The 19641-nt window shown below is 64.5% G+C and carries 17 protein-coding genes and 1 pseudogene; 15 read left to right on the top strand and 3 right to left on the bottom strand.

Going from position 1 to position 19641, the window contains the following annotated elements:
* The first annotated feature begins 8 nt into the window (after positions 1-8).
* On the top strand, positions 9-200 hold the full coding sequence (locus tag M2390_RS09015) for a hypothetical protein (protein WP_187976619.1): 192 nt from the start codon (positions 9-11) through the stop codon (positions 198-200).
* Between the two features lie 180 nt (positions 201-380).
* Here M2390_RS09015 and M2390_RS09010 read toward each other — a convergent pair whose 3' ends face one another.
* A complete protein-coding gene (locus M2390_RS09010) occupies positions 381-2129 on the bottom strand; it encodes a hypothetical protein (protein ID WP_259178109.1) in 1749 nt (582 codons plus the stop codon).
* 313 nt (positions 2130-2442) lie between these two features.
* Here M2390_RS09010 and M2390_RS09005 point away from each other — a divergent pair, with 313 nt between their 5' ends.
* Positions 2443-3309: a hypothetical protein gene (locus M2390_RS09005; protein WP_259178107.1), complete on the top strand. Its 867-nt coding sequence runs from the start codon at positions 2443-2445 to the stop codon at positions 3307-3309.
* 101 nt (positions 3310-3410) lie between these two features.
* The gene (locus M2390_RS09000; RefSeq protein ID WP_259178105.1) at positions 3411-4403 is read left to right on the top strand and encodes a hypothetical protein; all 993 of its coding nucleotides are present in this window, start codon (positions 3411-3413) and stop codon (positions 4401-4403) included.
* A 54-nt stretch (positions 4404-4457) separates the two neighbouring features.
* On the opposite strand, the gene M2390_RS08995 is transcribed toward M2390_RS09000, so the two are convergent.
* On the bottom strand, positions 4458-6023 hold the full coding sequence (locus tag M2390_RS08995; protein WP_220700598.1) for a UDP-N-acetylglucosamine 1-carboxyvinyltransferase: 1566 nt from the start codon (positions 6021-6023) through the stop codon (positions 4458-4460).
* A 382-nt stretch (positions 6024-6405) separates the two neighbouring features.
* On the opposite strand from M2390_RS08995, the gene argC reads away from it, so the two are divergent.
* The 9 genes from argC to M2390_RS08950 all read left to right on the top strand — a co-directional run bounded on the left by argC (position 6406) and on the right by M2390_RS08950 (position 15930).
* On the top strand, positions 6406-7449 hold the full coding sequence (gene argC / locus M2390_RS08990; protein ID WP_259178102.1) for an N-acetyl-gamma-glutamyl-phosphate reductase: 1044 nt from the start codon (positions 6406-6408) through the stop codon (positions 7447-7449).
* Between the two features lie 46 nt (positions 7450-7495).
* On the top strand, positions 7496-8647 hold the full coding sequence (argJ, locus tag M2390_RS08985) for a bifunctional glutamate N-acetyltransferase/amino-acid acetyltransferase ArgJ (protein WP_259178101.1): 1152 nt from the start codon (positions 7496-7498) through the stop codon (positions 8645-8647).
* A 3-nt stretch (positions 8648-8650) separates the two neighbouring features.
* Positions 8651-9556: an acetylglutamate kinase gene (argB, locus tag M2390_RS08980; RefSeq protein ID WP_030148857.1), complete on the top strand. Its 906-nt coding sequence runs from the start codon at positions 8651-8653 to the stop codon at positions 9554-9556.
* The gene (locus tag M2390_RS08975; protein WP_259178100.1) at positions 9553-10734 is read left to right on the top strand and encodes an acetylornithine transaminase; all 1182 of its coding nucleotides are present in this window, start codon (positions 9553-9555) and stop codon (positions 10732-10734) included. Before argB ends, M2390_RS08975 begins: the two co-directional genes overlap by 4 nt.
* A 23-nt stretch (positions 10735-10757) precedes the next feature.
* Positions 10758-11696, top strand: a complete 939-nt coding sequence (argF, locus tag M2390_RS08970; RefSeq protein WP_259178099.1) for an ornithine carbamoyltransferase — start codon at positions 10758-10760, stop codon at positions 11694-11696.
* On the top strand, positions 11696-12835 hold the full coding sequence (locus M2390_RS08965) for a heparan-alpha-glucosaminide N-acetyltransferase domain-containing protein (protein WP_259178098.1): 1140 nt from the start codon (positions 11696-11698) through the stop codon (positions 12833-12835). Before argF ends, M2390_RS08965 begins: the two co-directional genes overlap by 1 nt.
* Before the next feature lie 60 nt (positions 12836-12895).
* Complete coding sequence (gene argH, locus M2390_RS08960; RefSeq protein WP_259178097.1) at positions 12896-14323, top strand: argininosuccinate lyase; 1428 nt, start codon at positions 12896-12898, stop codon at positions 14321-14323.
* 151 nt (positions 14324-14474) lie between these two features.
* Positions 14475-14738, top strand: a complete 264-nt coding sequence (locus M2390_RS08955; protein WP_396822905.1) for a PASTA domain-containing protein — start codon at positions 14475-14477, stop codon at positions 14736-14738.
* Positions 14739-15486: 748 nt separating this feature from the next.
* Complete coding sequence (locus M2390_RS08950) at positions 15487-15930, top strand: hypothetical protein (protein WP_259178095.1); 444 nt, start codon at positions 15487-15489, stop codon at positions 15928-15930.
* On the opposite strand, the gene M2390_RS08945 is transcribed toward M2390_RS08950, so the two are convergent.
* Positions 15927-16826, bottom strand: a complete 900-nt coding sequence (locus M2390_RS08945) for a LysR family transcriptional regulator (RefSeq protein ID WP_259178094.1) — start codon at positions 16824-16826, stop codon at positions 15927-15929. The two genes, M2390_RS08950 and M2390_RS08945, sit on opposite strands and share 4 nt — an antisense overlap.
* 144 nt (positions 16827-16970) lie before the next feature.
* On the opposite strand from M2390_RS08945, the pseudogene M2390_RS16195 reads away from it, so the two are divergent.
* The 3 genes and pseudogenes from M2390_RS16195 to M2390_RS08935 all read left to right on the top strand — a co-directional run.
* Positions 16971-17258, top strand: a pseudogene (locus tag M2390_RS16195) (3-keto-5-aminohexanoate cleavage protein); the annotation flags it as partial.
* 124 nt (positions 17259-17382) lie between these two features.
* Positions 17383-18255 carry a hypothetical protein gene (locus M2390_RS08940; RefSeq protein WP_259178093.1) on the top strand — a complete coding sequence of 291 codons (873 nt, stop codon included), beginning with the start codon at positions 17383-17385 and terminating at the stop codon, positions 18253-18255.
* Positions 18252-19616 (top strand): MFS transporter, encoded by a 1365-nt coding sequence (locus M2390_RS08935; RefSeq protein WP_259178092.1) that lies wholly within the window; start codon positions 18252-18254, stop codon positions 19614-19616. The genes M2390_RS08940 and M2390_RS08935 overlap by 4 nt, the downstream gene beginning before the upstream one ends.
* Positions 19617-19641 lie beyond the last annotated feature (25 nt).

Below are 19641 nucleotides of genomic sequence, written 5' to 3'. Positions count from 1 at the left end.
AAAGACAGATGAAAACTATCGCCTTCGTCCTCATTTATGGTCTGGTGGTTGGTTGTGTTGGATTCACCATCACGACCCTCAGCGGCATGAGTCCGTACCTGATCGGGGTCTTGGCTTTACCCGCGGTAGCACTGGCGGGCCGGGTCGGTTCCGGTTTCGGCGTGAATCTTTTCCAGCGGGAAGGCAGCGAGAAGGGCTAGTCTGCGCGGGCTAAGGGGCAGACAAGAACACCCCGCGTACGCATCAGAGTAGAGCGTGTATCCCGCCGTCAAAAGGGCGGGATACACGCTCTAGGTTGTGCTTACTCGTTGTGAAGGACTTTCGCTCCGTGCGCCGAGCCTTGGACGGTACTGACTCGAAGCGGGGCTGTGCCGTAGGGGTTAGGCGCTGCGGCGGCGCATGATCAGGCCGGTGCCGATGGCCAGGATCGCGGCACCCAGGAGGGCGAGGCCGCCGAGGCTGGCACCGGTTGCCGCCAGGCCCCCTTCGGGGCGGTCGGACGAGCCCGTGGGGCCGGCGAGAGCATCCTGCCCGCTCGGGTTGCCGGGCAGGGTAGGACCGGCGGTAACACTCGGCGAGGGATCACCGGTCGGGTCCACACCGGGTCCCGGGCCGGGTTCGACGCCGGGGCCCGTGCTGGGATCCGGGCTGGGCTCGGGCGTCGGCGTCGGCGTCGGCTCCGGCGCGGGGAGGGTCACCGTGGCGGGTTCGCTGGTCCCGGCGATGCCCCAGAAATCGTCGTTGAAGCGCAGCCGGTAGCTGTCGCCGGCGTTCTCGGCGGTCACCAGGGTGGTGTACTCGTTACCATTGGCCCCGGCAATGTCACTCCAGGCCTCCCCGTCGGATGAGCGCTGCCACACCACACCGCCGCCGTTTCCGCGCTTGATCCCGGTCACGGTGCTGGAGAAGGTGACCTCCTGGTCGACGGCGTCGAGGCGCACATCGGCAGGGTTGGTCACCGCGGGGCGGGTGATCAGGGTTACGGTCGAGCCCTCGCCGCCGGTGTAGCCGCGGTCGGCGGTGAGGAGATCGCCGGTGACCGGGTTCTCGACCAGGTTCACGGCGCCCACCGGGGTGCTGCGGAAACTCTCGGAGCGCTCGCCGGTGCCGAAGTCGGCGGCCATGACCATATCCCACCCCATCGAGGGGGAGTAAGCCCGGTTCAGGGCGTCCGAGCCCACCACATCGGTCATCATGTCGCCCACCGAGATGCGCTGGCGTGCCTCGCCGGTGGCCGGGTCCAGGACGCTGACCCGGCTGCCGCCCTCGGCCAGATAGAGCGTCTGCGGGTTGGTGTCAAAGGCGAGCCCCGAGTAGGACCAGATGTCGGGGGTCGCGACATCCCGGGTGATCTCCAGGGTGTGCGCGTTCATCGTGGCATAGGCCGCGCCGTTCATGCCCTGGCCGGTGCGTCCCACGATGAAGGTGGACTCATCGGCGGTGAGGACGCCGGAGTTTGAGTTGTTGGTGGGCAGTGTGACACTGGCCAGAACCTCGCCGGTTGCGGTGTCGATCCGGTTAATCTGGCCGCCCACGGCCACCGTCAGGTAGGCGGAGCCGTCGCGGGTGAGCTGGGCGTAGCTGGACCATCCGATATCGGTGGTGTGGATCGCACTCAGGCTGCGGGTGGTGAGGTCGATGACCGCAACCCCGTGGGTTCTGGTGGGGCTCGCATCGATGACGGCAACCGCGCGGGTGCCCGCGGCGTTCAGCGAGACCGAGGACAGGCCGACACCGGCACCAACCTCGATCGACCCGATGGCTGTGCGGGTCTGCAGATCCACGATGTGCAGCGCTGTCGAGTTCAGCGCGGACACGTAGGCAAGGCGGCCATCGGGGGAAATCGCCACCTGGTTGGGCATGACCCCGTCGGCGATATGAATCGAGGTACCGAGGTCACTCACCAGCGACGGTGCTTCGGCGCGGGCCGCGGGGGTCACCTGACCGGAGGCGTTCGCGGGGTTGGGATTGGTGTCTGCCTGCGGGCGGGCGGGGGCGCTCGCCGAGGAACCCGCCTTCGGCGGGGGAAGCGCGGCCTGGGCACCGACGGCCCCTCCGGTGGCGAGGCCGATCGTCAAGAAGGCGCCAAGGCCGAGGGCGCAGGCGCGCCAAATACTGCGTGGATACATGGGGGTCTCCCTGCTTGGTGAGCGCATGCACGATCTGCGAGACGCTCGTGTGTGTGCCACCCTGTGCGCGAGATTCGGGCGATCGCCGGGTGAGTGCCCCTCCTTTGGGGTACATAACGATCGTATTTAAAAACGTATAGTTTTTGATGCGTGGTGCCGAAAATGCGCGATCTGCTGTCGCATCTATCCACTCGCCCCGCGTGCGTAGGCCCGAACGGCCCCATCTGGCGCGAACCACACGCCCCTGTTTTAATACCGATCGTTTGGTTAGTATTAGAGCTTCCCATTACCCGACCCGAGGGAGAACTCTGTGATGACCGACTGTGTGCTGGTGGAAACCGGCGCAAACACCCCCGTGCTGATAGCAATCGCCGCGGCCACCATTCTGATCGGAGCCGCGCTGATCTGGGCCATGGCGCGCTCCTCGAAGAAGCGCATGCTGCTGGGTGGTGCCCTCGGATTACTGCTCCTGGTGGGCCTCCCCGTGCTGAGCGGATCCGCTCCGGCGCAGGCTCAGGCACCCGAGCACTGCGTCACGGCGCCGTCCACCCCTCCCTCGGGGCAGCCGAGTGTTCAGCCGAGTGCCGATCCCAGTGCGACGCCCACGCCCGACCCGAGCGCATCGCCCACCCCGACGCCCTCACCCACCCCCTCGGGTCCGGCTGCCTGTGTGCCGGAGGTCTCGCCGATCACGCCGAGTATCGCCGCTCGGTTTGACTGGGACAGCGATGCGCCCCGGATTCGATTCGAAAACGAGGAGCTGAACAACCTGGTAATCGCCAATCCGGCTCTGGTGACCAGCCTGGTTGAGACCTTCAGTGTCCCCGAGACGGTGACCTGGAGCATGCCCGACGGGGATGGTGGACGCGTGACTCTGCACACCGAGCGGTACACGGCGCACACCTCGATTCCGCGCGGGATCTACCAGGTTGAGGACGGCTGGCTCGAGCTGGACTATGCCGAGAGCGGGGATACCTCGAACAGCGAGGAGATCGACGCGAAGATCGCGGCGATTACCGCCGAGCTGGAGGCTCAGCACCCGGGTGCCGAAATCGAGGCCGGCAGTCTCTTTGGCGACTACACCGCACAGATCAGCTACACGCTCACCGGCACGAACAGTTGCGGGGAAACCGTGACCGGCACCGGATCGGTGGCCGCTCGCGGGCCGATTCCCGCCTAGGCAGCGTCTAGATACCGGCGAACTCTTGTCAGCGGACGACCGGATTCCTACACTGAGTGCGGGTTGCAATCGCGACCCGCACTCGACGGGAGGGGCCCACGATGACCACACAGGCGGAGTTTAGTGCCGCGCTGACGCCACAGGCTCGGGCGCAGTGGATCACGCTCTCCACTGCGATATCCGCCGAGCTGGAGGGCGCGCCCGCTCTCGCCCGGGAGGACCTGGAGCGGCTCACCTTCCCCGCGATTCCACCTGCCCATCACCCCTTCTCCGACGCCGAGGAGATCTTCTGGGCCGCCACGGACGGGATTGCGCCCGACCTTGCGGGCACCGGCGAATTCCCCCTGCTGTTTCTGGGGTTCTCCTCGCTCAACCGCATCACCCGCAGCCGGGAACCGGTGGGATTCCTGCTGACCAGCGGCGCGGTTTATGTGCGCGATTCGCCCAGCGGACTCTTCGGCACTCAGGCCCCGCGCATCGTCCCGCTATTTTCTGGTCCCGAGGGGATCGCCGCCAGCGCGCAGGCCATCACCGAGCAGGCGATCGCCAGGTTCGAGTGGAAGTGGGCACACCAGGTCGCCTCGGCCGAGGTGTGGTCCGCGGCGCTCCAGCGGCTCTCCTCGATGGTTGCCCTGGTGCTGGCGCTGCTACCCACGCTCGGCGGCGGCGTCGCCACGGAGGCCCCCGCGTCCGCGACCTCGCTGCCGGAGCGTCTCCGTGAACTCGGTTTGGGGGACATCGTGGTGCTGGGATCGGATGAGTCTCCCAAGCGGCTTAAGCAGCGGGCCAAGCTCGTCAAGGTGCTGAAGCTGACCGCCGCCGAGCCGATCCTGCTCTCGATCACCGACAGTACCCTCGCCGGTCCGTACGGGAGTGTGCTTACCGGGGAAGCCATCCACTCTCGGGACCTGATGAAGGATCCGGTCAGCACCCCGCGTGCGGGTATCGATCCGGCCGCGATCCGGGCCGAAAAGGACCGCCTGATCGTCGCGCCCGGCGAGGTGCATACCCTCCCCAGTTTTCTGACCGAGAGCCAGCGAGAGGACGTCGTTCGCCTCCTGCGCGAAATCATCGAGGGACGCCTGAGTCTCTAGCGTGAACGCAGAACCCCCGCCCGATACTCGGGCGGGGGTTCTGCGTTGTAGCGGCTAGTCGCGGAAGGTTTCGATCTTCGCGCCGAGCGAGATCAGTCGCTCCTGCAGCTGCTCGTAGCCGCGCGAGATGATGTCCACGTTGCGCAGCACGCTGGTGCCCTTGGCGGCGAGCATCGCCAGCAGGATCACCACGGCCGGGCGGAGCGCCGGCGGGCACGAGACCTCGGCGCCGGACCAGTGGGTCGGGCCCGAGACGTCCAGGCGGTGCGGGTCGCGCAGACGCACGTTGGCACCCAGGCGGGTGAGATCGGTGAGGTGGATCGCCCGGCCCTCGTAGACCCAGTCGTGGATCAGGGTGTCGCCGGTCGCGCAGGCGGCGATCACCACGAAGAAGGGCAGGTTGTCGATGTTGAGGCCCGGGAAGGGCATCGGGTGGATCTTATCGATCGGGGCGCGCAGCTCCGACGGATACACGGTGATATCCACCAGGCGGGTTTTGCCGTTGTGGGCGTCGTACTCATCGGTCATCGAGTAGCGCAGGCCCATCTCCGACAGGGTCGCCATCTCGATTTCCATGAACTCGATCGGAACGCGGGTCACGGTGATCTCCGAGCCGGTCACGATGCCCGCGGTCAGCAGGCTCATGGCCTCCACCGGGTCTTCGCTGGGCCAGTAGTCCACATCGGCGTTGACGTTGGCGTTGCCGTGGATCGTGAGGGTGGTCGAGCCGATGCCCTCGACCTGGATGCCGAGCTCCTGGAGGTAGAAGCAGAGGTCCTGCACCATGTAGTTGGGGCTGGCATTGCGGATCACGGTCACGCCATCGCGCACGGCGGCGGCCATGATCGCATTTTCGGTCACGGTGTCGCCGCGCTCGGTCAGCACCACCTTGACGCGCTCGGGCACATCGTGGCTCACGGTGGCGCGGTACCAGCCGGTGGTCGCCTCAACCTCGAGGCCGAAGGGGCGCAGCGCGATCAGGTGCGGCTCGACCGTGCGGGTACCGAGGTCGCAGCCGCCGGCGTAGGGGAGGGAGAAGTTGTCGAAGCGGCCCAGCAGCGGGCCGAGGAACATCAGCACCGAGCGGGTGCGACGGCCGGCATCGGCGTCGATCTCGGCGAGGTTGAGGTTCTCGGGCACCTTGATCTCGACGCTGTTGTCATCGCCGTACCAGGTGACCTGCACACCCATGCTGCGCAGCACGTCGATGATGCGGTCGACCTCAACGATGCGGGCGACGCGGTGCAGGCGGGTGGTTCCGCGGTTGATCAGCGCCGCACACAGCAGTGCTACGGCACCGTTCTTGCTGGAGTTGACGGCGATCGATCCCTGCAGCTTGTGGCCACCCTCCACCCGAATGTGCGAGGGACGGGGGCGGTCCCCGAAGGTCACCAGTTCGCTCTTGAGAGCGACGCTCAGGCGGGCCAGCAGCTCGATCGAGATATTCTGGCTGCCCTGTTCGATGCGGTTGATCGCCGACTGGCTGGTGCCCACCCGTTCGGCCAGCTGGGCCTGGGTGAGGGAACGGTCCTGCCGGGCCGAACGAATAAGCGCGCCCACCTGCCGCATGGGTTCGGCGGCGGTGATGTCTACGGGGGAAGTGTCGGTAGAAAGTGCCATGACCCGATGCTATACCGCATTTGAGATAAATTTCTCGTTTTGCGTGGCAAAAGTATCAATCTGAGAGTTTCCTCAACTCGGATGTGGCGTTGGAATAAATACGATCATTCGTGCGTCCGTCACAGATTGCGCGTGTCGTATCGTCCGCGCTACGCTAACCAACATGGCTCACGCACGCTCCGCCCACAGCGCTCAGGTATCTGCACCTGCGCCGGCGCGACGCCGTGCCCGCCGCGACGAGCGACGTCGTAGCTTTGTTGACGCCACCGACGAGCGACGATAGGCGACGCCCCCTAATTGTTTTTCTCGCGATAGCGAGAGAGACCGGGCGTTGCCGGAATCCGGAATTCACACCCACAACTCGTCCTTGAAGGTAGCCTCAATGTCTTTTTCTGTCGCGATCGCCGGAGCATCCGGATACGCCGGGGGAGAGCTGCTGCGCTTGCTCGCCAGCCACCCCGAATTTGAAATCACCACCGTCACCGCCCACTCCAATGCCGGGCAGACCGTCGCCGCGGTCCACCCGCACCTGCGCTCGCTCGCCAATAAGGTCTTTGTGGCGACCAACGCACAAAACCTCGCCGGCCACGACATCGTGTTCCTGGCACTGCCGCACGGTGCCTCCGGCGCGCTGACCGCGCAGCTGGACCCGAACACCCTGGTGGTGGACTGCGGGGCCGACCACCGCCTGGAATCCGAGGAGGACTGGGCCGCGTTCTATGGCGGCGACTTCTTCGGGGCCTGGACCTACGGGGTTCCCGAGCTGCTGATCGGCTCGGGCAAGCAGCGCGAGAATCTGGTCGGCACCAAGCGGATCGCCGCCCCGGGCTGCAACGCCTCGACCGTGGAACTCTCGCTGGCCCCGGGTATCGCCGCCGGAGTGATCGAGCCGCTGGACATCGTGACCGTGCTGGCCGTGGGCCCCTCGGGTGCCGGTAAGGCCCTCAAGACCAACCTGCTGGCAGCCGAGATCCTGGGCACCGCGAATCCCTACGCGGTGGGTGGCACGCACCGTCACATCCCCGAGATCATCCAGGGTCTGCGCTGGGCCGGGGCCGAGCAGGCCACCGTGTCCTTCACCCCGGTGCTGGTCCCGATGTCGCGGGGAATCCTCGCCACCACGACCGCGAAGATCGTGCCGGGCACCACCGCCGAGCAGATCCGCGCGGCCTGGGAGAGCGCCTACGCCGATGAGACCTTTGTTCACGTGCTGCCCGAGGGTGTCTTCCCGCGGACCGCCGATGTGCTGGGTGCCAACACCGCGCTGATGGGCCTGGCGATCGACGAGGCCGCCGGCCGGGTCATCATCGTGACCGCCGTGGATAACCTGGCTAAGGGCACCGCGGGCGCGGCGATCCAGTCGGCCAACATCGCCCTGGGCCTGCCCGAGGCCACCGGCCTCTCCATCGACGGGGTCGCCCCGTAATGGCCGCCACCACTCTTTTCCTCATCACCACCCTTCAAGGAGCACTATGAGCGTCACCACCCCCTCGGGATTCATCGCCGCGGGTGTTCCCGCCGGTCTCAAGTCCACCGGTAAGCCGGACCTCGCCCTCGTGGTTAACACCGGCCCGGAGAAGAACGCGGCCGCCGTGTTCACCAGCAACCGCGCCCTGGCCAACCCGATCATCTGGTCCAAGGAGGTCATCAAGGATGGGCGCGTGGACGCCATCGTGCTGAACTCCGGCGGTGCCAACTGCTTCACCGGCCAGCAGGGTTTCCAGACCACCCACGCCACCGCCGAGGCCGTGGCGAGCGGGCTGGGCATCTCGGCCACCGACGTGCTGGTGTGCTCGACCGGTCTGATCGGTGAGCAGCTGGATCTCGGCAAGCTCACCGCCGGAGTCGAGGCCGCGACCGCCGCCCTCGATGAAAACGGTGGCGAGCACGCCGCCGCCGCGATCATGACCACCGACACCGTGCCCAAGACCAGCGAGTTCCTGGCCACTGACTGGGCCATCGGCGGGATCGCCAAGGGTGCGGGCATGCTCGCCCCGGGCTTGGCAACCATGCTCGTGGTCATCACCACCGACGCCTCCCTCGCCCCCGCCGACCTCGATGCGGCACTGCGCGAGGCCACCCGGGTGAGCTTTGACCGTCTCGACTCCGACGGTTGCATGTCCACCAACGACCAGGTCACCCTGCTCGCCTCCGGTGCCTCGGGCGTCACCCCGGACCTCGCCGACTTCACCGCCGCGCTGATCCAGGTGTGCTCCGACCTCGCCGAGCAGCTCCAGGGCGACGCCGAGGGTGCCAGTCACGACATCGCGATCGTTGTGACCGGTGCCGAGACCGAGGCCGACGCCGTCGAGGTGGGCCGCTCGGTGGCCCGCAACAACCTCTTCAAGGCCGCGATCTACGGTAACGACCCCAACTGGGGCCGGGTGCTGGCCGCGATCGGAACCACCTCGGCACCGTTTGACCCGTATAACGTGGACGTCTCCTTCAACGGCGTCCGGGTCTGCCACGAGGGTGGCCCCGACCAGTCTCGCGACCTCGTTGACCTAACCCCGCGCGCGGTCAAGATCGAGATCGAGCTGAACGCCGGTTCGGCCGCCGCGACCATCCTGACCAACGACCTCACGCACGATTACGTGCATGAGAATAGCGCGTACTCGAGCTGATCCATGCCTACCACCATTGATATTTCGCTCGAAGAGGCGCACGCCAAGGCCTCGGTCCTGATCGAGGCGCTGCCGTGGCTCAAGCGGTACCGCGGCGCGATCGTGGTCATCAAGTTCGGCGGCAACGCGATGATCTCCCCGGAGCTTGCCGCGGCCTTTGCCGAGGACATGGTGTTCCTGCACCACGCGGGCCTGCGCCCGGTTGTGGTGCACGGAGGCGGCCCGCAGATTTCCGCGGGCCTGGCCGAAAAGGGGATCGCCAGCGAGTTCCGCGGCGGCTACCGGTACACCAGCGACGAGGCCATCGGCGTCGTCCGCGATGTCCTGCGTAACCGGGTAAACCGGTCGCTGGTCACCGACATCAACCAGCACGGAAACATCGCCCGCTCGCTCTCGGGGGAGCAGGCCAACCTCTTCGGCGGCCGCACCCGTGGCGTGCTGGTGGACGGGGAGATGCAGGATCTCGGCCGCGTGGGCGACATCCTCGAGGTGGACCCCTCGGCCGTCCTGGACGCGCTCGATGCCGGTCGCATTCCGGTAATCACCTCGATCGCCTATGACCTGGACGATCCCGAGCGCCTGCTCAACGTCAACGCCGATTCGGCCGCCGCCGCGATTGCGATCGCGCTGAACGCCGATAAGCTGCTGGTCCTCACCGATGTTGCCGGTCTCTACAGTGACTGGCCCAACCGCGATTCGCTGGTCTCGGTCATCTCGACCGCCGAGCTGCGCGAGCTGCTGCCGGAGCTGGAATCCGGCATGATCCCCAAAATGAACGCGTGCCTGGACGCGGTGGATAACGGCGTGCGTAACGCCGCGATCATCGACGGCAGGATCGAACACTCGATCCTGCTGGAGGTTTTCACGTCAAACGGAATCGGCACCCAGGTAGTAAGCGAGACAGAATGACCTCCTGGCAGGACACCTCCGCCGCCACCATGATGAACACGTTTGGGCCCACCCAGGCGCTGTTGGTCTCCGGTGATGGCGCGCGCGTACGCGACACCGACGGGAAGGAGTACCTCGACTTCCTCGGCGGCATCGCGGTCAACTCCCTGGGGCACGCCCACCCGGCGATCGTCAAGACGATCAGCGAGCAGGCGGCCACCCTGATCCATGTCTCCAACTTCTTCTCCAGCCCGCCGCAGCTGGCGCTTGCCGAGAAGCTGAAGCGGGTCTCGGGCGTCGGCGAGACCGGCCGGGTGTTTTTCACCAACTCGGGCACCGAGGCCAATGAGGCGGCGTTCAAGCTGGCTCGGAAGTTTGGCGGCGAGGCTCGCCCCACCATCCTGGCGCTGGAGCACGCATTCCACGGGCGGACGATGGGGGCACTGGCCCTCACCGCCAAGGAGGCTTATCGCGCGCCGTTTGCCCCGATGCTCGGGGGAGTCCAGCACATCCCCGCCACCATTGAGGCGCTGGATGCGGCACTGGATGAGACCGTGGCTGCCCTGATTATCGAACCCATTCAGGGTGAGGCCGGCGTGCTGCCACTGCCCGAGGGATATCTGCAGGCCGCGCGGGCGCTGACCCGCGAGCGCGGCGCGCTGCTGATCATCGACGAGATTCAGACCGGAATCGGGCGCACCGGCGAGTGGCTGGGATTCCAGTCCGAGGACATCCTTCCCGATGCCTTCACCCTGGCCAAGGGGCTCGGTGCCGGATTCCCGATCGGTGCCCTGGTCACCACCGGTGCCGCCTCGGAGATCTTCACCCCGGGAAATCACGGCACCACCTTCGGCGGAAACCCGCTGGCCACCGCCGTGGCGGGGACCGTGCTGGACGAGATCGAATCCGGCGACCTGCTGATCAACGTGCGTGAGCGCGAGGCCCAGCTGCGCGGCGCGATTGCCGGACTGAACTCGCCGCTGATTGCCGGAGTGCGCGGCCGCGGTCTACTGCTGGGCATCGCCCTCACCCGGGACATCGCGACCGAGCTGGTTCCCGAGGCCCTGGCCGCGGGCCTGATCGTCAACGCCCCCAACGCCGCGACGATCCGCATCGCCCCGCCGCTGAACATCACCTCCGCCGACGTGGACGCCTTCGTGGCGATCCTCGACGGCCTGCTCGCGGCACACGCCGCCTAGATTCGAGAAGTAGGAGACCGATTATGACCCGTCACTTCCTCCGCGATGACGACCTGAGCCCCGCCGAACAGGCTGAGGTTCTGGATCTCGCGATCAAGCTCAAGGCCGACCGTTTCAGCGAGAAGCCGCTGGCCGGCCCGCAGACCGTCACCGTGTTTTTTGACAAGACCTCGACCCGCACCCGGATCTCGTTTGCGACCGGGATCGCCGACCTGGGCGGCGTGCCGCTGATCGTGGGCGGCGGCGAGAGCCAGCTGGGTGCCAAGGAATCGATCGCCGATACCGCGCGCGTGCTGGAGCGTCAGGTCGCCGCCATCGTCTGGCGCACCTTTGCCCACGCAGGGCTCGAGGAGATGGCCGCCGGGACCACCGTTCCGGTGATCAACGCTCTCTCGGACGACTTCCACCCGTGCCAGCTGCTGGCCGACCTGCAGACCATTCGCGAGCACCGCGGAGAGCTCAAGGGTCAGACCCTCGCCTTCCTCGGTGACGGTGCCTGCAACATGGGTAACTCCTACCTGCTGGCGTGCGTGAACGCCGGTATGCACGTACGGATCGGTGCCCCCGAGGCATTCACCCCGGCCGCCGACGTGGTGGCCGACGCGATCAAGCTGGCCGAGCAGACCGGCGGATCGGTGTTCATCACGACCGATGCGCGTGAGGCCGTGGCCGGTGCCGACGTTGTGGTCACCGACACCTGGGTGTCGATGGGCAAGGAGGACGAGAAGGCCGATCGGGTTGCCGCATTCGGTGCCTATTCGGTGACCTCCGAGCTGATGGGCCTCGCCAAGGATGACGCGATCTTTATGCACTGCCTGCCCGCCTACCGCGGCTATGAGGTGGACGCCGACGTGATCGACGGCCCGCGCTCGGTCGTCTGGGACGAGGCCGAGAACCGTCTGCACGCGCAGAAGGCGCTGATGGTCTGGCTGCTGAAGCAGAACCAGAAGGCCGCGGTCTAGTGTCTTCGGGGATCGCTCAGGGCACGGTGCTGTCCGCACCGTCGGTGTCCGGCGATCCCCGTCCCACCCGTATTGCCGGGCTCGACATCGCCCGCGGGCTGGCGATCCTGGGCATGTTTATCGCGCACATTATTCGCCCGGAAGAGGCCGTGTCGGCGGATCCGGATACCTGGATCGGCCTGGTCAACGGGCGCTCGGCGGTACTGTTTGCAGTCCTTGCCGGGTTCTCGCTGGCGCTGCTCTCGGGCCGGGGCACCCCGCCCGAGGGCGAGGCCGTGCTGCGCATGCGACTGCGGATCGGCACCCGTGCGCTGGTCATTTTTGCCCTGGGTGGGATCCTCAGCCTGGGGGATCACGGCATCGCGGTGATCCTCGAGTACTACGCCATCGCCTTCCTGCTGGTTCTGCCGATCATCCGCTGGCGGGTGCCAAACCTGCTGATCCTGGCGGGGGTGCTCGCTGTGCTGGCACCGATCGCCCAGGTGGGCATCGCCCTGTTCATCCAGGACAACGGGGGCGGCACCTCGGCCCTGGCCCTGCTGATGATTTTTGGGTACTACCCGGCGCTGATCTGGGTCGTGTTCATGATTGTCGGCTTGGCGGTCGCCCGCTGGCTGTTTGCCGGAGGGCTGACCGGATCCTCGCTCGGTCTGATTGCCCTGGTGGGTGCCGGACTCACGGTCCTCGGCTATGGGGGCGCCAGTGTGTTCGCCCAGATCACCGGGACCGAGCAGGGCGAGGTGTTTGTCGGCTATCCGCAGTGGGCAAACCTACTGGGTGCGGCACCACACTCGGGCAGCACGTTCGAAATCCTGGGTGCCACGGGTGTCGCGCTGCTGATCATCGCCGCCGCGCTCGCGCTGCCCCGCTGGGCCCAACGGGTGCTCTGGCCGCTGGCCGCCACCGGCCGGATGGCCCTGACCGCCTATGCACTGCACCTGGTTGCCCTGGTGATCCTGGTCTCCACTGGGGTGGACCGGATCGATCCGGTGGCCCAAACCTGGTGGTTTGTGCTGGTTACCCTGATCGGCTGCTCCGCCTGGATCCTGCTGTTCCGGCAGGGTCCGCTCGAAAAACTGGTGTCCGCCTGCTCGCGGGCCGCCGCCTCGGTGCCCGGGCCCGCCCGCACCACTCAATAGACTGACTCTTATCCTTTTCGCTCACACGCCTGACCACTGCACGACGGGACGCTTCACACCATGACCTCTCACACCAACGATTCCGGAAACCGCGCCGCCGAGGCGGGGGCCCTCTGGGGCGGACGCTTCGCCAGTGGCCCCTCGCCGGAGCTCGCTCGCCTGAGCAAGTCGACCCAGTTTGACTGGACCCTCGCGTCCTACGACATCGACGGATCCAAGGCTCACGCGGTCGCGCTGAACGCCGCCGGTTACCTCGACAACGACGAGCTGGTCGCGATGCATGCCGCGCTGGAAACCCTGCGCGCGGATGTGGCCTCGGGTGCGTTTGTCGCCGCCGAGTCGGATGAGGACGTCCACTCGGCCCTCGAGCGAGGACTGGTCGAGCGCGCCGGAGCAAACCTGGGTGGCAAGCTGCGTGCCGGTCGGAGCCGCAACGACCAGATCGCCACGCTGGTGCGACTATACATGCTGGAGCACGAGAGTGTGATCCGCGGCCTGCTGGTGCAGCTGGTCGAGATCCTCGCGGGTCAGGCCGAGGCGCACCGCGGTGCGATCATGCCGGGGCGTACTCACCTGCAGCACGCGCAGCCGGTGCTGCTGGCCCACCAGCTGGCCGCGCACGCGTGGCCGCTGGTGCGTGACCTGGAGCGTCTGCGCGACTGGTCGGTTCGTGCCAAGCGTTCTCCGTATGGTGCCGGTGCGCTGGCCGGATCCTCGCTGGGTCTGGATCCCGAGCTGGTGGCTTCGGAGCTGGGGCTGTCGGGTGCGCTGGAGAACTCGATCGACGCGACCGCCGCTCGCGACGTGGTGGCCGAGTTCGGGTTCATTCTCGCTCAGGTGGGCATCAACCTGTCGCGTCTGTCCGAGGAGATCATCCTCTGGAACACCCGCGAGTTCGGATTTGTCCGCCTACATGATTCCTTCTCGACCGGCTCGAGCATCATGCCGCAGAAGAAGAACCCGGACATCGCCGAGCTTGCACGCGGCAAGTCGGGTCGTCTGATCGGTAACATCACCGGCCTGCTGGCCACCCTGAAGGCCCTGCCCCTCGCGTACAACCGCGACCTGCAGGAGGACAAGGAGCCGATCTTCGACTCGGTGGACACCCTCGAGGTACTGCTGCCCGCGTTCAACGGCATGATCGCCACGCTGACCTTCAACACCGAGCGGATGGCCGAGCTGGCCCCGCAGGGCTTCTCGCTGGCCACCGATGTGGCCGAGTGGCTGGTCAAGCAGGGTGTGATCTTCCGTGATGCCCACGAGATCTCCGGCGAACTCGTGCGCTTCTGCGAGGAGAACGGCCTGGAACTGCACGAGCCGACCGATGAGCAGCTGGCCGCGGTTTCCCCGCACCTGCTGCCCGCGGTCCGCGAGGTGCTGACCATCGAGGGTTCGGTCAACAGCCGCGTGGGTGCCGGCGGCACCGCGACCGTCCGCGTGACCGAGCAGCTCGCCAACCTGCGCGGCCGCCTGGCGGACTTCCGCTAGATCGCCGCGGGCCCGCACACGCACGGCCACCCCGCCGAGCTGCCCGCTCGGCTGCCCCCCCCCGAACGCCCCGTTCTCCTTCGTGGAGCCCGGGGCGTTCGGCGTTCCGAGCTCTCAGCGGTTGAGCGGGGAACAGGAGGATGATTGCGTGATGCGATCGAAACTGTTGGTTCCTGATTGTGTGGGGCAACCCGTTCACATTGCCCGAGACACCGCGCGCGAACTCGGGCTTTCCCTGGCCAACATAGACATTGATGGGCCGCCCGTTGGCGCATTATCCTGGCCGGGTCTGTACTACATCACTTCTCAGAATCCGCTCGCGGGAGAACCTGCGAATGAAGGCGACTGGATATTTGTGACTATTGCGGCACACGATCCGGGCGATTCTGCAGGCATGATACTCAAACAGCGCTGATGAGAGCCGACGACTATCTGCATCAGCTGGGGTGCACGACCGGACGCTTGCTACAGGTGAAACTGACGATAGCGGTTAGGGCAAGGGGTGAGAGTGAGCTCCCATTACCTCACTCTCACCCCTCATCGGTCATTACCCGAAAGACGCGGTTGGCCCTTGCGAATAGCAAACTTGTCCATCTGCGAGAACTGCGAATGACGCAGCGGGAGCGGGCATCGCCCACCCAGGACCAACAACACCAGAGATGCCTCCCTCAGCACTCCAGGTACCGGAGTTATGGCCTGGACTCAATGTGACTGAGTTTCCGGATACAAAACCGGTGGCGACTACCTTCCATTGCGAGTCCACGACGCGTCCAAATACGACATATCCCGTGCTGAATGCGACCAGATCATTGTTCTTTTTGAACGCGTTGATCCAAGAGCTGCCACAGTTCCCGTCGGCGCTCCCACGTGAAGACGCATTGGTGGAGGAAAACGCCGTCTTTTCCGCATCCGATTTGGATCGAGAAGAAAAGCTTTGACGGTTAGAGCCCACCGATGAGCAGCTGCCCGCGGGAAGCGAGGTGCCGACCATCGAGGGTGACGCTACTGGTCGTGTGGGTGCCAATGGCTTAGTAGCCCACCGTGCGGGTCACCGAGAACGGGCGACAGTACCCCGTGCAGCGCACGACGTATCTGCACGGTAGCGTGGCTCGTGCCGGTAGCGTCTGTCCCGTACTTTTTGCACTTTATCGGGGAGATACGTGATGGACGATACAGATCTGATCATCGTGGTGGTTGTGGGTGCGTTGATCGTCTTCGCGATCTTCGCCGGGGTTATGGCGGTTCTCGGCGCGCGTAAGACCAAGCGGAAAAACGCCGCCCTGGCGGCCGCTGGGGTTGATCCGGAGGCCGAGGCCGAGCGCATCAAAAACCTCCCGCGGTATGCTCCGGGAATCTGGCAAATCTTTATCGGTACACTGTGGCTGGCCAGCTCGGCCCTGATCTTTGCCCTGTTCCAGACCGATGGCCTGAGCGATTCCTTTAGCGTTCCGCGGTTTGTCGCGGTTTTCTACGACTCCCTGGGTGTGGTGGGCGGTTCGATCGTTCAGGCGATCATCGCGGCCCTGCTGCTCGGCAACGGTATCCGCGTGTGCATCAAGGTCCGTGGCGTCCGCAAGCTCTCCCCGGTGCCCGTTCTGCCTGCCTAGGTCACCTCGCCCTTGGGAAGAGGGATAGTGTGTGCCAACAAAATCGCAGACTTTTGGCCCCTGAGAACCGAACTCACCGGATTCCCGGGTGGCTCGTCGTCGCGCACTGCAAAGCCCACGGTGCGAACAATCGGGGGCAGCAGATTCAGCCTCAGGAATTCCTCCGGTAGATCACGGGTGAGGGCCCGGGGGAGTATTGCGCTGCCCAGGCCTGCGGTAATAAGCAACAAGGCCGCCGCAATGTGCGACACCTGAGCCGCCGAGTTGATGGATACGTGAGCATCACCGAGAGCCTGGGACACTAAGTCACGGCAGCTACCTGTTGACTCAATTAGTGAGGATCCTTCAAGCTCGGAAATGTGAACGGGTGAGACGTGGAACGCAGGCAAGCTCTGACGCTTGGTTACGAGAACAAAGTCATCCTGGTAGAGCGGAAAGAACCGCGTATGCGGAGTTCGGTCGACGATCAACGCGATATCCACCCGGTGATCGCGTAGAAGTGCGAGGCACTCGGCGTCGTCGCCCTCATAAATGTCTACGCTGGCCGTCGGATTCTCGAGACGAAAGTCTTGGATGAGTCCTGGCAGATACTGTGCCGCGGCGCTTGCAAGGGATGCGATGCGGAGGGTCTCTTGCTGATGTAGTTCGGCTAGGTCACGGGTCGCGACCTCCAACGTGAGGACCACCGCGCGGGCGTGGGGGAGTAGCGCGCGTCCAGCGGGTGTGAGCGTAACTGGACCGCTACGCCGGTTGAGAACCGGAGCCCCAATTCTTCGCTCCATCGCCTTGATGGCATGGCTCAGTGCTGCCTGTGTGACGTGCAACGACCGGGCGGCCCCGGTGAACGATCCACAGTCGACTATTTTCACAAACGCCCTGAGCTGCTGAATCTCCATGAGAATCTCTAATCTGAATGCTGGAAAACATGTTTGACCTGCACTATAACTCTTGTTTGACTTGCTCAACCTGTCAGAAGGGTGTGACGTCGAAAGGCACTGCGGTTCGGGCGATCGTTGCATCCACTAGAAACTGGAGTCAACATGAAACACATGATCGTAGGCACTGCGGTCACGGGGGCTAAATTCACTCCACGAAACCACCGTCGAACCCGCTCACCTCTCCTTGACGCTGCTGCTTCTGGCGCCACAATCAAGCATCGGCTGACCGATGTCGTGGAAGAAGCCAAGGCCCTGTCGGACCTGGGTGCGCGATACTGGCATTTCCATGCAAGAAATCCCCGCACAAACGAACAATCCACTGACAATCGCATTTATCAACACGTCAGCACGGCGTTACAGGAGTACGACAACTCGGTGGCGATTAGCTTTGGGGCGAGCCGAAATGGCGAAGAGGTCAAGGAGTCGATTCGGACGCAAGGGGAGTGGGAACGCGTAAGTCAGTCGGCACTACCACTTCATCTAGGAGGCGCACTTCGTAACTACACAGGCCGCGGTGGAGCTTCAAATTGTCATGGATCTGGAGCGACAAAATGGACGTCTTACTCGAGACTTTGTTTCATCTCCATCCTTTTCCGAGGTTGTGCGCGCATATGTTCCATCAATGCGAGTGCAGCCGGCAACCATCGAAGTGTTTTCTACGACGCACGGTTCCAGCTATGGGAGTACCTCGGCCGCAACGCAGCTAGCGACTCTGAGAGAGAGCATTCGGGCCCGAAACCACCTTTATCTTCCTCATGAAATCGAATGGGTTCAGCGTGATCGGAGTTATGCCGCTACAAGGTTTTCGATTTTAGACCCGAAGACCGGGTTGGGGAGTTCAGGGCAACTCAACGTCACCTTATTGTTTGGGTTTTCTCCCGATTTGCCATTTCCGAAGACGTTCGACGAGTTTCTCGACGTCGTCATGCTTGCGAAGAGTCTGGAAGAGGTTGGCCCGAACAACAATAAACTGAGGGTATCCATCTCCGTAGGCGCGGCAGTCATCCCACAACGGCTTGCCGAAGTCTGCGTTCCGATGGATGTGGGCGAGGACTCGGGGAAAGTGGTCGGACCGCTCCAGCGGATCGTTGGATATGCATGCCAGCCCAACGCGCCCGTGGATATCATTCGTGCAGGCTTGGAAGACACCCCATTTAGGTTTGATCCCGAGAATGGGATGTCGTTGGCAACGAATGAGGATTTGGTGGCCGATACCATTCACGAAATGCACAAGCACGGCTACCTGCCATTGACAAACAAGGACCAGGTTTTCGAAACCCTGCACGCCGGTGCCGGACTCGGGCGCTACCGCGAAGATATGGCGCGCATCGCCGGTGAAATTGAACGAACTGTCCCCGCACCTCAGGGATTCGTCAGAGCGCAATGACGTACCGCCGTGGTCTGATCTTTACCTGTGTGCTCGGCACCTTTTCGGTAAACCTCAACAACACGGCGCTCGCCCTCGCTCTGCCACAGATAAGAATCGAACTGCTGCTCGGTACTGCGCAGCTGCAGTGGGTCGCAGCATCCTATGCGCTCGTGCTGGCCAGTTTGACGATGCTGGGCGGTGCCCTGGCGGATCGGTACGCTAAACGGCGCGTTCTGTTTGTGGGAATTGTTCTCTATGTGTGTGGCTCCGCACTCGGAGCGATGGCTTCAAGCTCCGACATTCTCGTTTTGAGCCGGGTGCTCGCGGCCGCCGGGGCTGCGGTTTTTGTTCCGGTGGGGCTTTCCGTACTTCGGGAAGTCTCGGACTCGGCCCGCGAGTTGGCGAGGTTGATGTCCGTGTGGGCAGTCGCCGTGGGAGCAGGAATGGCACTTGGGCCGGTCTTCGGCGGGGTTCTGACCAGTATCTGGGGTTGGCGCAGCTTTTTTATCGGGATGACCCTGATTGGCATGCTGTATATCCTGCTCTCCGTGGCATTCCTGCCGTCCCTGCCGGGGACCGCAACGCAGCAGATTTCACTGCCCCTCCACCTCTTGCTCGGCACGATGATGTGTGCCATTATCGGATTCTTTATCCTGCTGACGGGCGAAGGTGTACTTGTTCTGCTTCCGGTTGGGCTTCTCGCGGTGGCCGCTGCACTAGCGTGGTGGGGGGTTAACGGTCGCTCCACACATCCCATCGTTCCACCCCGGGTATTCACCAAGCGAGCGTTTTCGGTGTCGCTTGTTATCGCGTTCGTCAATTATCTGGCACTGGGTACCACCCTATTTGTGTTGGCCTTTCTGCTGCAGGACAGGTTTCGCTTCGATCCGGCTATCGCGGGCACGATAACCCTCCCGCTGGCGCTGGCTACTATCGTGGGTGGCCGATGGTCAGGTGGTGCGGTGCGTCCTGAACAGGTTGTGAGGGCTATTCGTGTGGCAGCGGGGTCAGTTCTGCTTGGTCTGGGGATCGCAGTTTTTGGATGCGTTTTTTTCGAGCACGATGGTAATCCCGCGTTGGGCGTTGTGCTGTTGATGCTCGCCCTGTGCGTGATGGGATTTGGCTTTGGGGCCGCAAATACACCGGTGAATTTCCTAGTCGTCTCGCAGGTCAGCGCGGAGCAAGCCGGTGTATCCGGGGCCGCGGCATCGGCGAGTAGGCAGCTGGGGCAGACACTAGGCATTGCGGCCGGTGGTGCCGGTCTGGCTTTGGGGACGGGCCAGCTCGGGACGGAATCTCTCTGGGTTTACGGCTATGTTGGCGGGATCATTTTCGGAGCGGGGGTCCTATTGGCGGTGATACCGCGCCTCTATCGATGAGACCGATCTTGCGTCTTCGAAATAT

Origin of the sequence: Mycetocola sp. BIGb0189 (assembly GCF_024810155.1) — a bacterium.
Taxonomy (GTDB): domain Bacteria; phylum Actinomycetota; class Actinomycetes; order Actinomycetales; family Microbacteriaceae; genus Mycetocola; species Mycetocola lacteus.
This window is presented reverse-complemented; position numbering and strand designations above follow the sequence as displayed.

What these genes read in the sequence shown, in the direction of transcription:
- M2390_RS09000 (WP_259178105.1), top strand. Translation starts at nt 3,411, where the DNA reads ATGACCACACAGGCGGAGTTTAGTGCCGCGCTGACGCCACAGGCTCGG.
- argF (WP_259178099.1), top strand. Translation starts at nt 10,758, where the DNA reads ATGACCCGTCACTTCCTCCGCGATGACGACCTGAGCCCCGCCGAACAG.
- argC (WP_259178102.1), top strand. Translation starts at nt 6,406, where the DNA reads ATGTCTTTTTCTGTCGCGATCGCCGGAGCATCCGGATACGCCGGGGGA.
- M2390_RS09005 (WP_259178107.1), top strand. Translation starts at nt 2,443, where the DNA reads ATGACCGACTGTGTGCTGGTGGAAACCGGCGCAAACACCCCCGTGCTG.
- argB (WP_030148857.1), top strand. Translation starts at nt 8,651, where the DNA reads ATGCCTACCACCATTGATATTTCGCTCGAAGAGGCGCACGCCAAGGCC.
- M2390_RS08935 (WP_259178092.1), top strand. Translation starts at nt 18,252, where the DNA reads ATGACGTACCGCCGTGGTCTGATCTTTACCTGTGTGCTCGGCACCTTT.
- M2390_RS08955 (WP_396822905.1), top strand. Translation starts at nt 14,475, where the DNA reads ATGCGATCGAAACTGTTGGTTCCTGATTGTGTGGGGCAACCCGTTCAC.
- M2390_RS08995 (WP_220700598.1), bottom strand. Translation starts at nt 6,023, where the DNA reads ATGGCACTTTCTACCGACACTTCCCCCGTAGACATCACCGCCGCCGAA.
- M2390_RS09010 (WP_259178109.1), bottom strand. Translation starts at nt 2,129, where the DNA reads ATGTATCCACGCAGTATTTGGCGCGCCTGCGCCCTCGGCCTTGGCGCC.
- M2390_RS08975 (WP_259178100.1), top strand. Translation starts at nt 9,553, where the DNA reads ATGACCTCCTGGCAGGACACCTCCGCCGCCACCATGATGAACACGTTT.
- argJ (WP_259178101.1), top strand. Translation starts at nt 7,496, where the DNA reads ATGAGCGTCACCACCCCCTCGGGATTCATCGCCGCGGGTGTTCCCGCC.
- M2390_RS08950 (WP_259178095.1), top strand. Translation starts at nt 15,487, where the DNA reads ATGGACGATACAGATCTGATCATCGTGGTGGTTGTGGGTGCGTTGATC.
- M2390_RS08945 (WP_259178094.1), bottom strand. Translation starts at nt 16,826, where the DNA reads ATGGAGATTCAGCAGCTCAGGGCGTTTGTGAAAATAGTCGACTGTGGA.
- argH (WP_259178097.1), top strand. Translation starts at nt 12,896, where the DNA reads ATGACCTCTCACACCAACGATTCCGGAAACCGCGCCGCCGAGGCGGGG.
- M2390_RS09015 (WP_187976619.1), top strand. Translation starts at nt 9, where the DNA reads ATGAAAACTATCGCCTTCGTCCTCATTTATGGTCTGGTGGTTGGTTGT.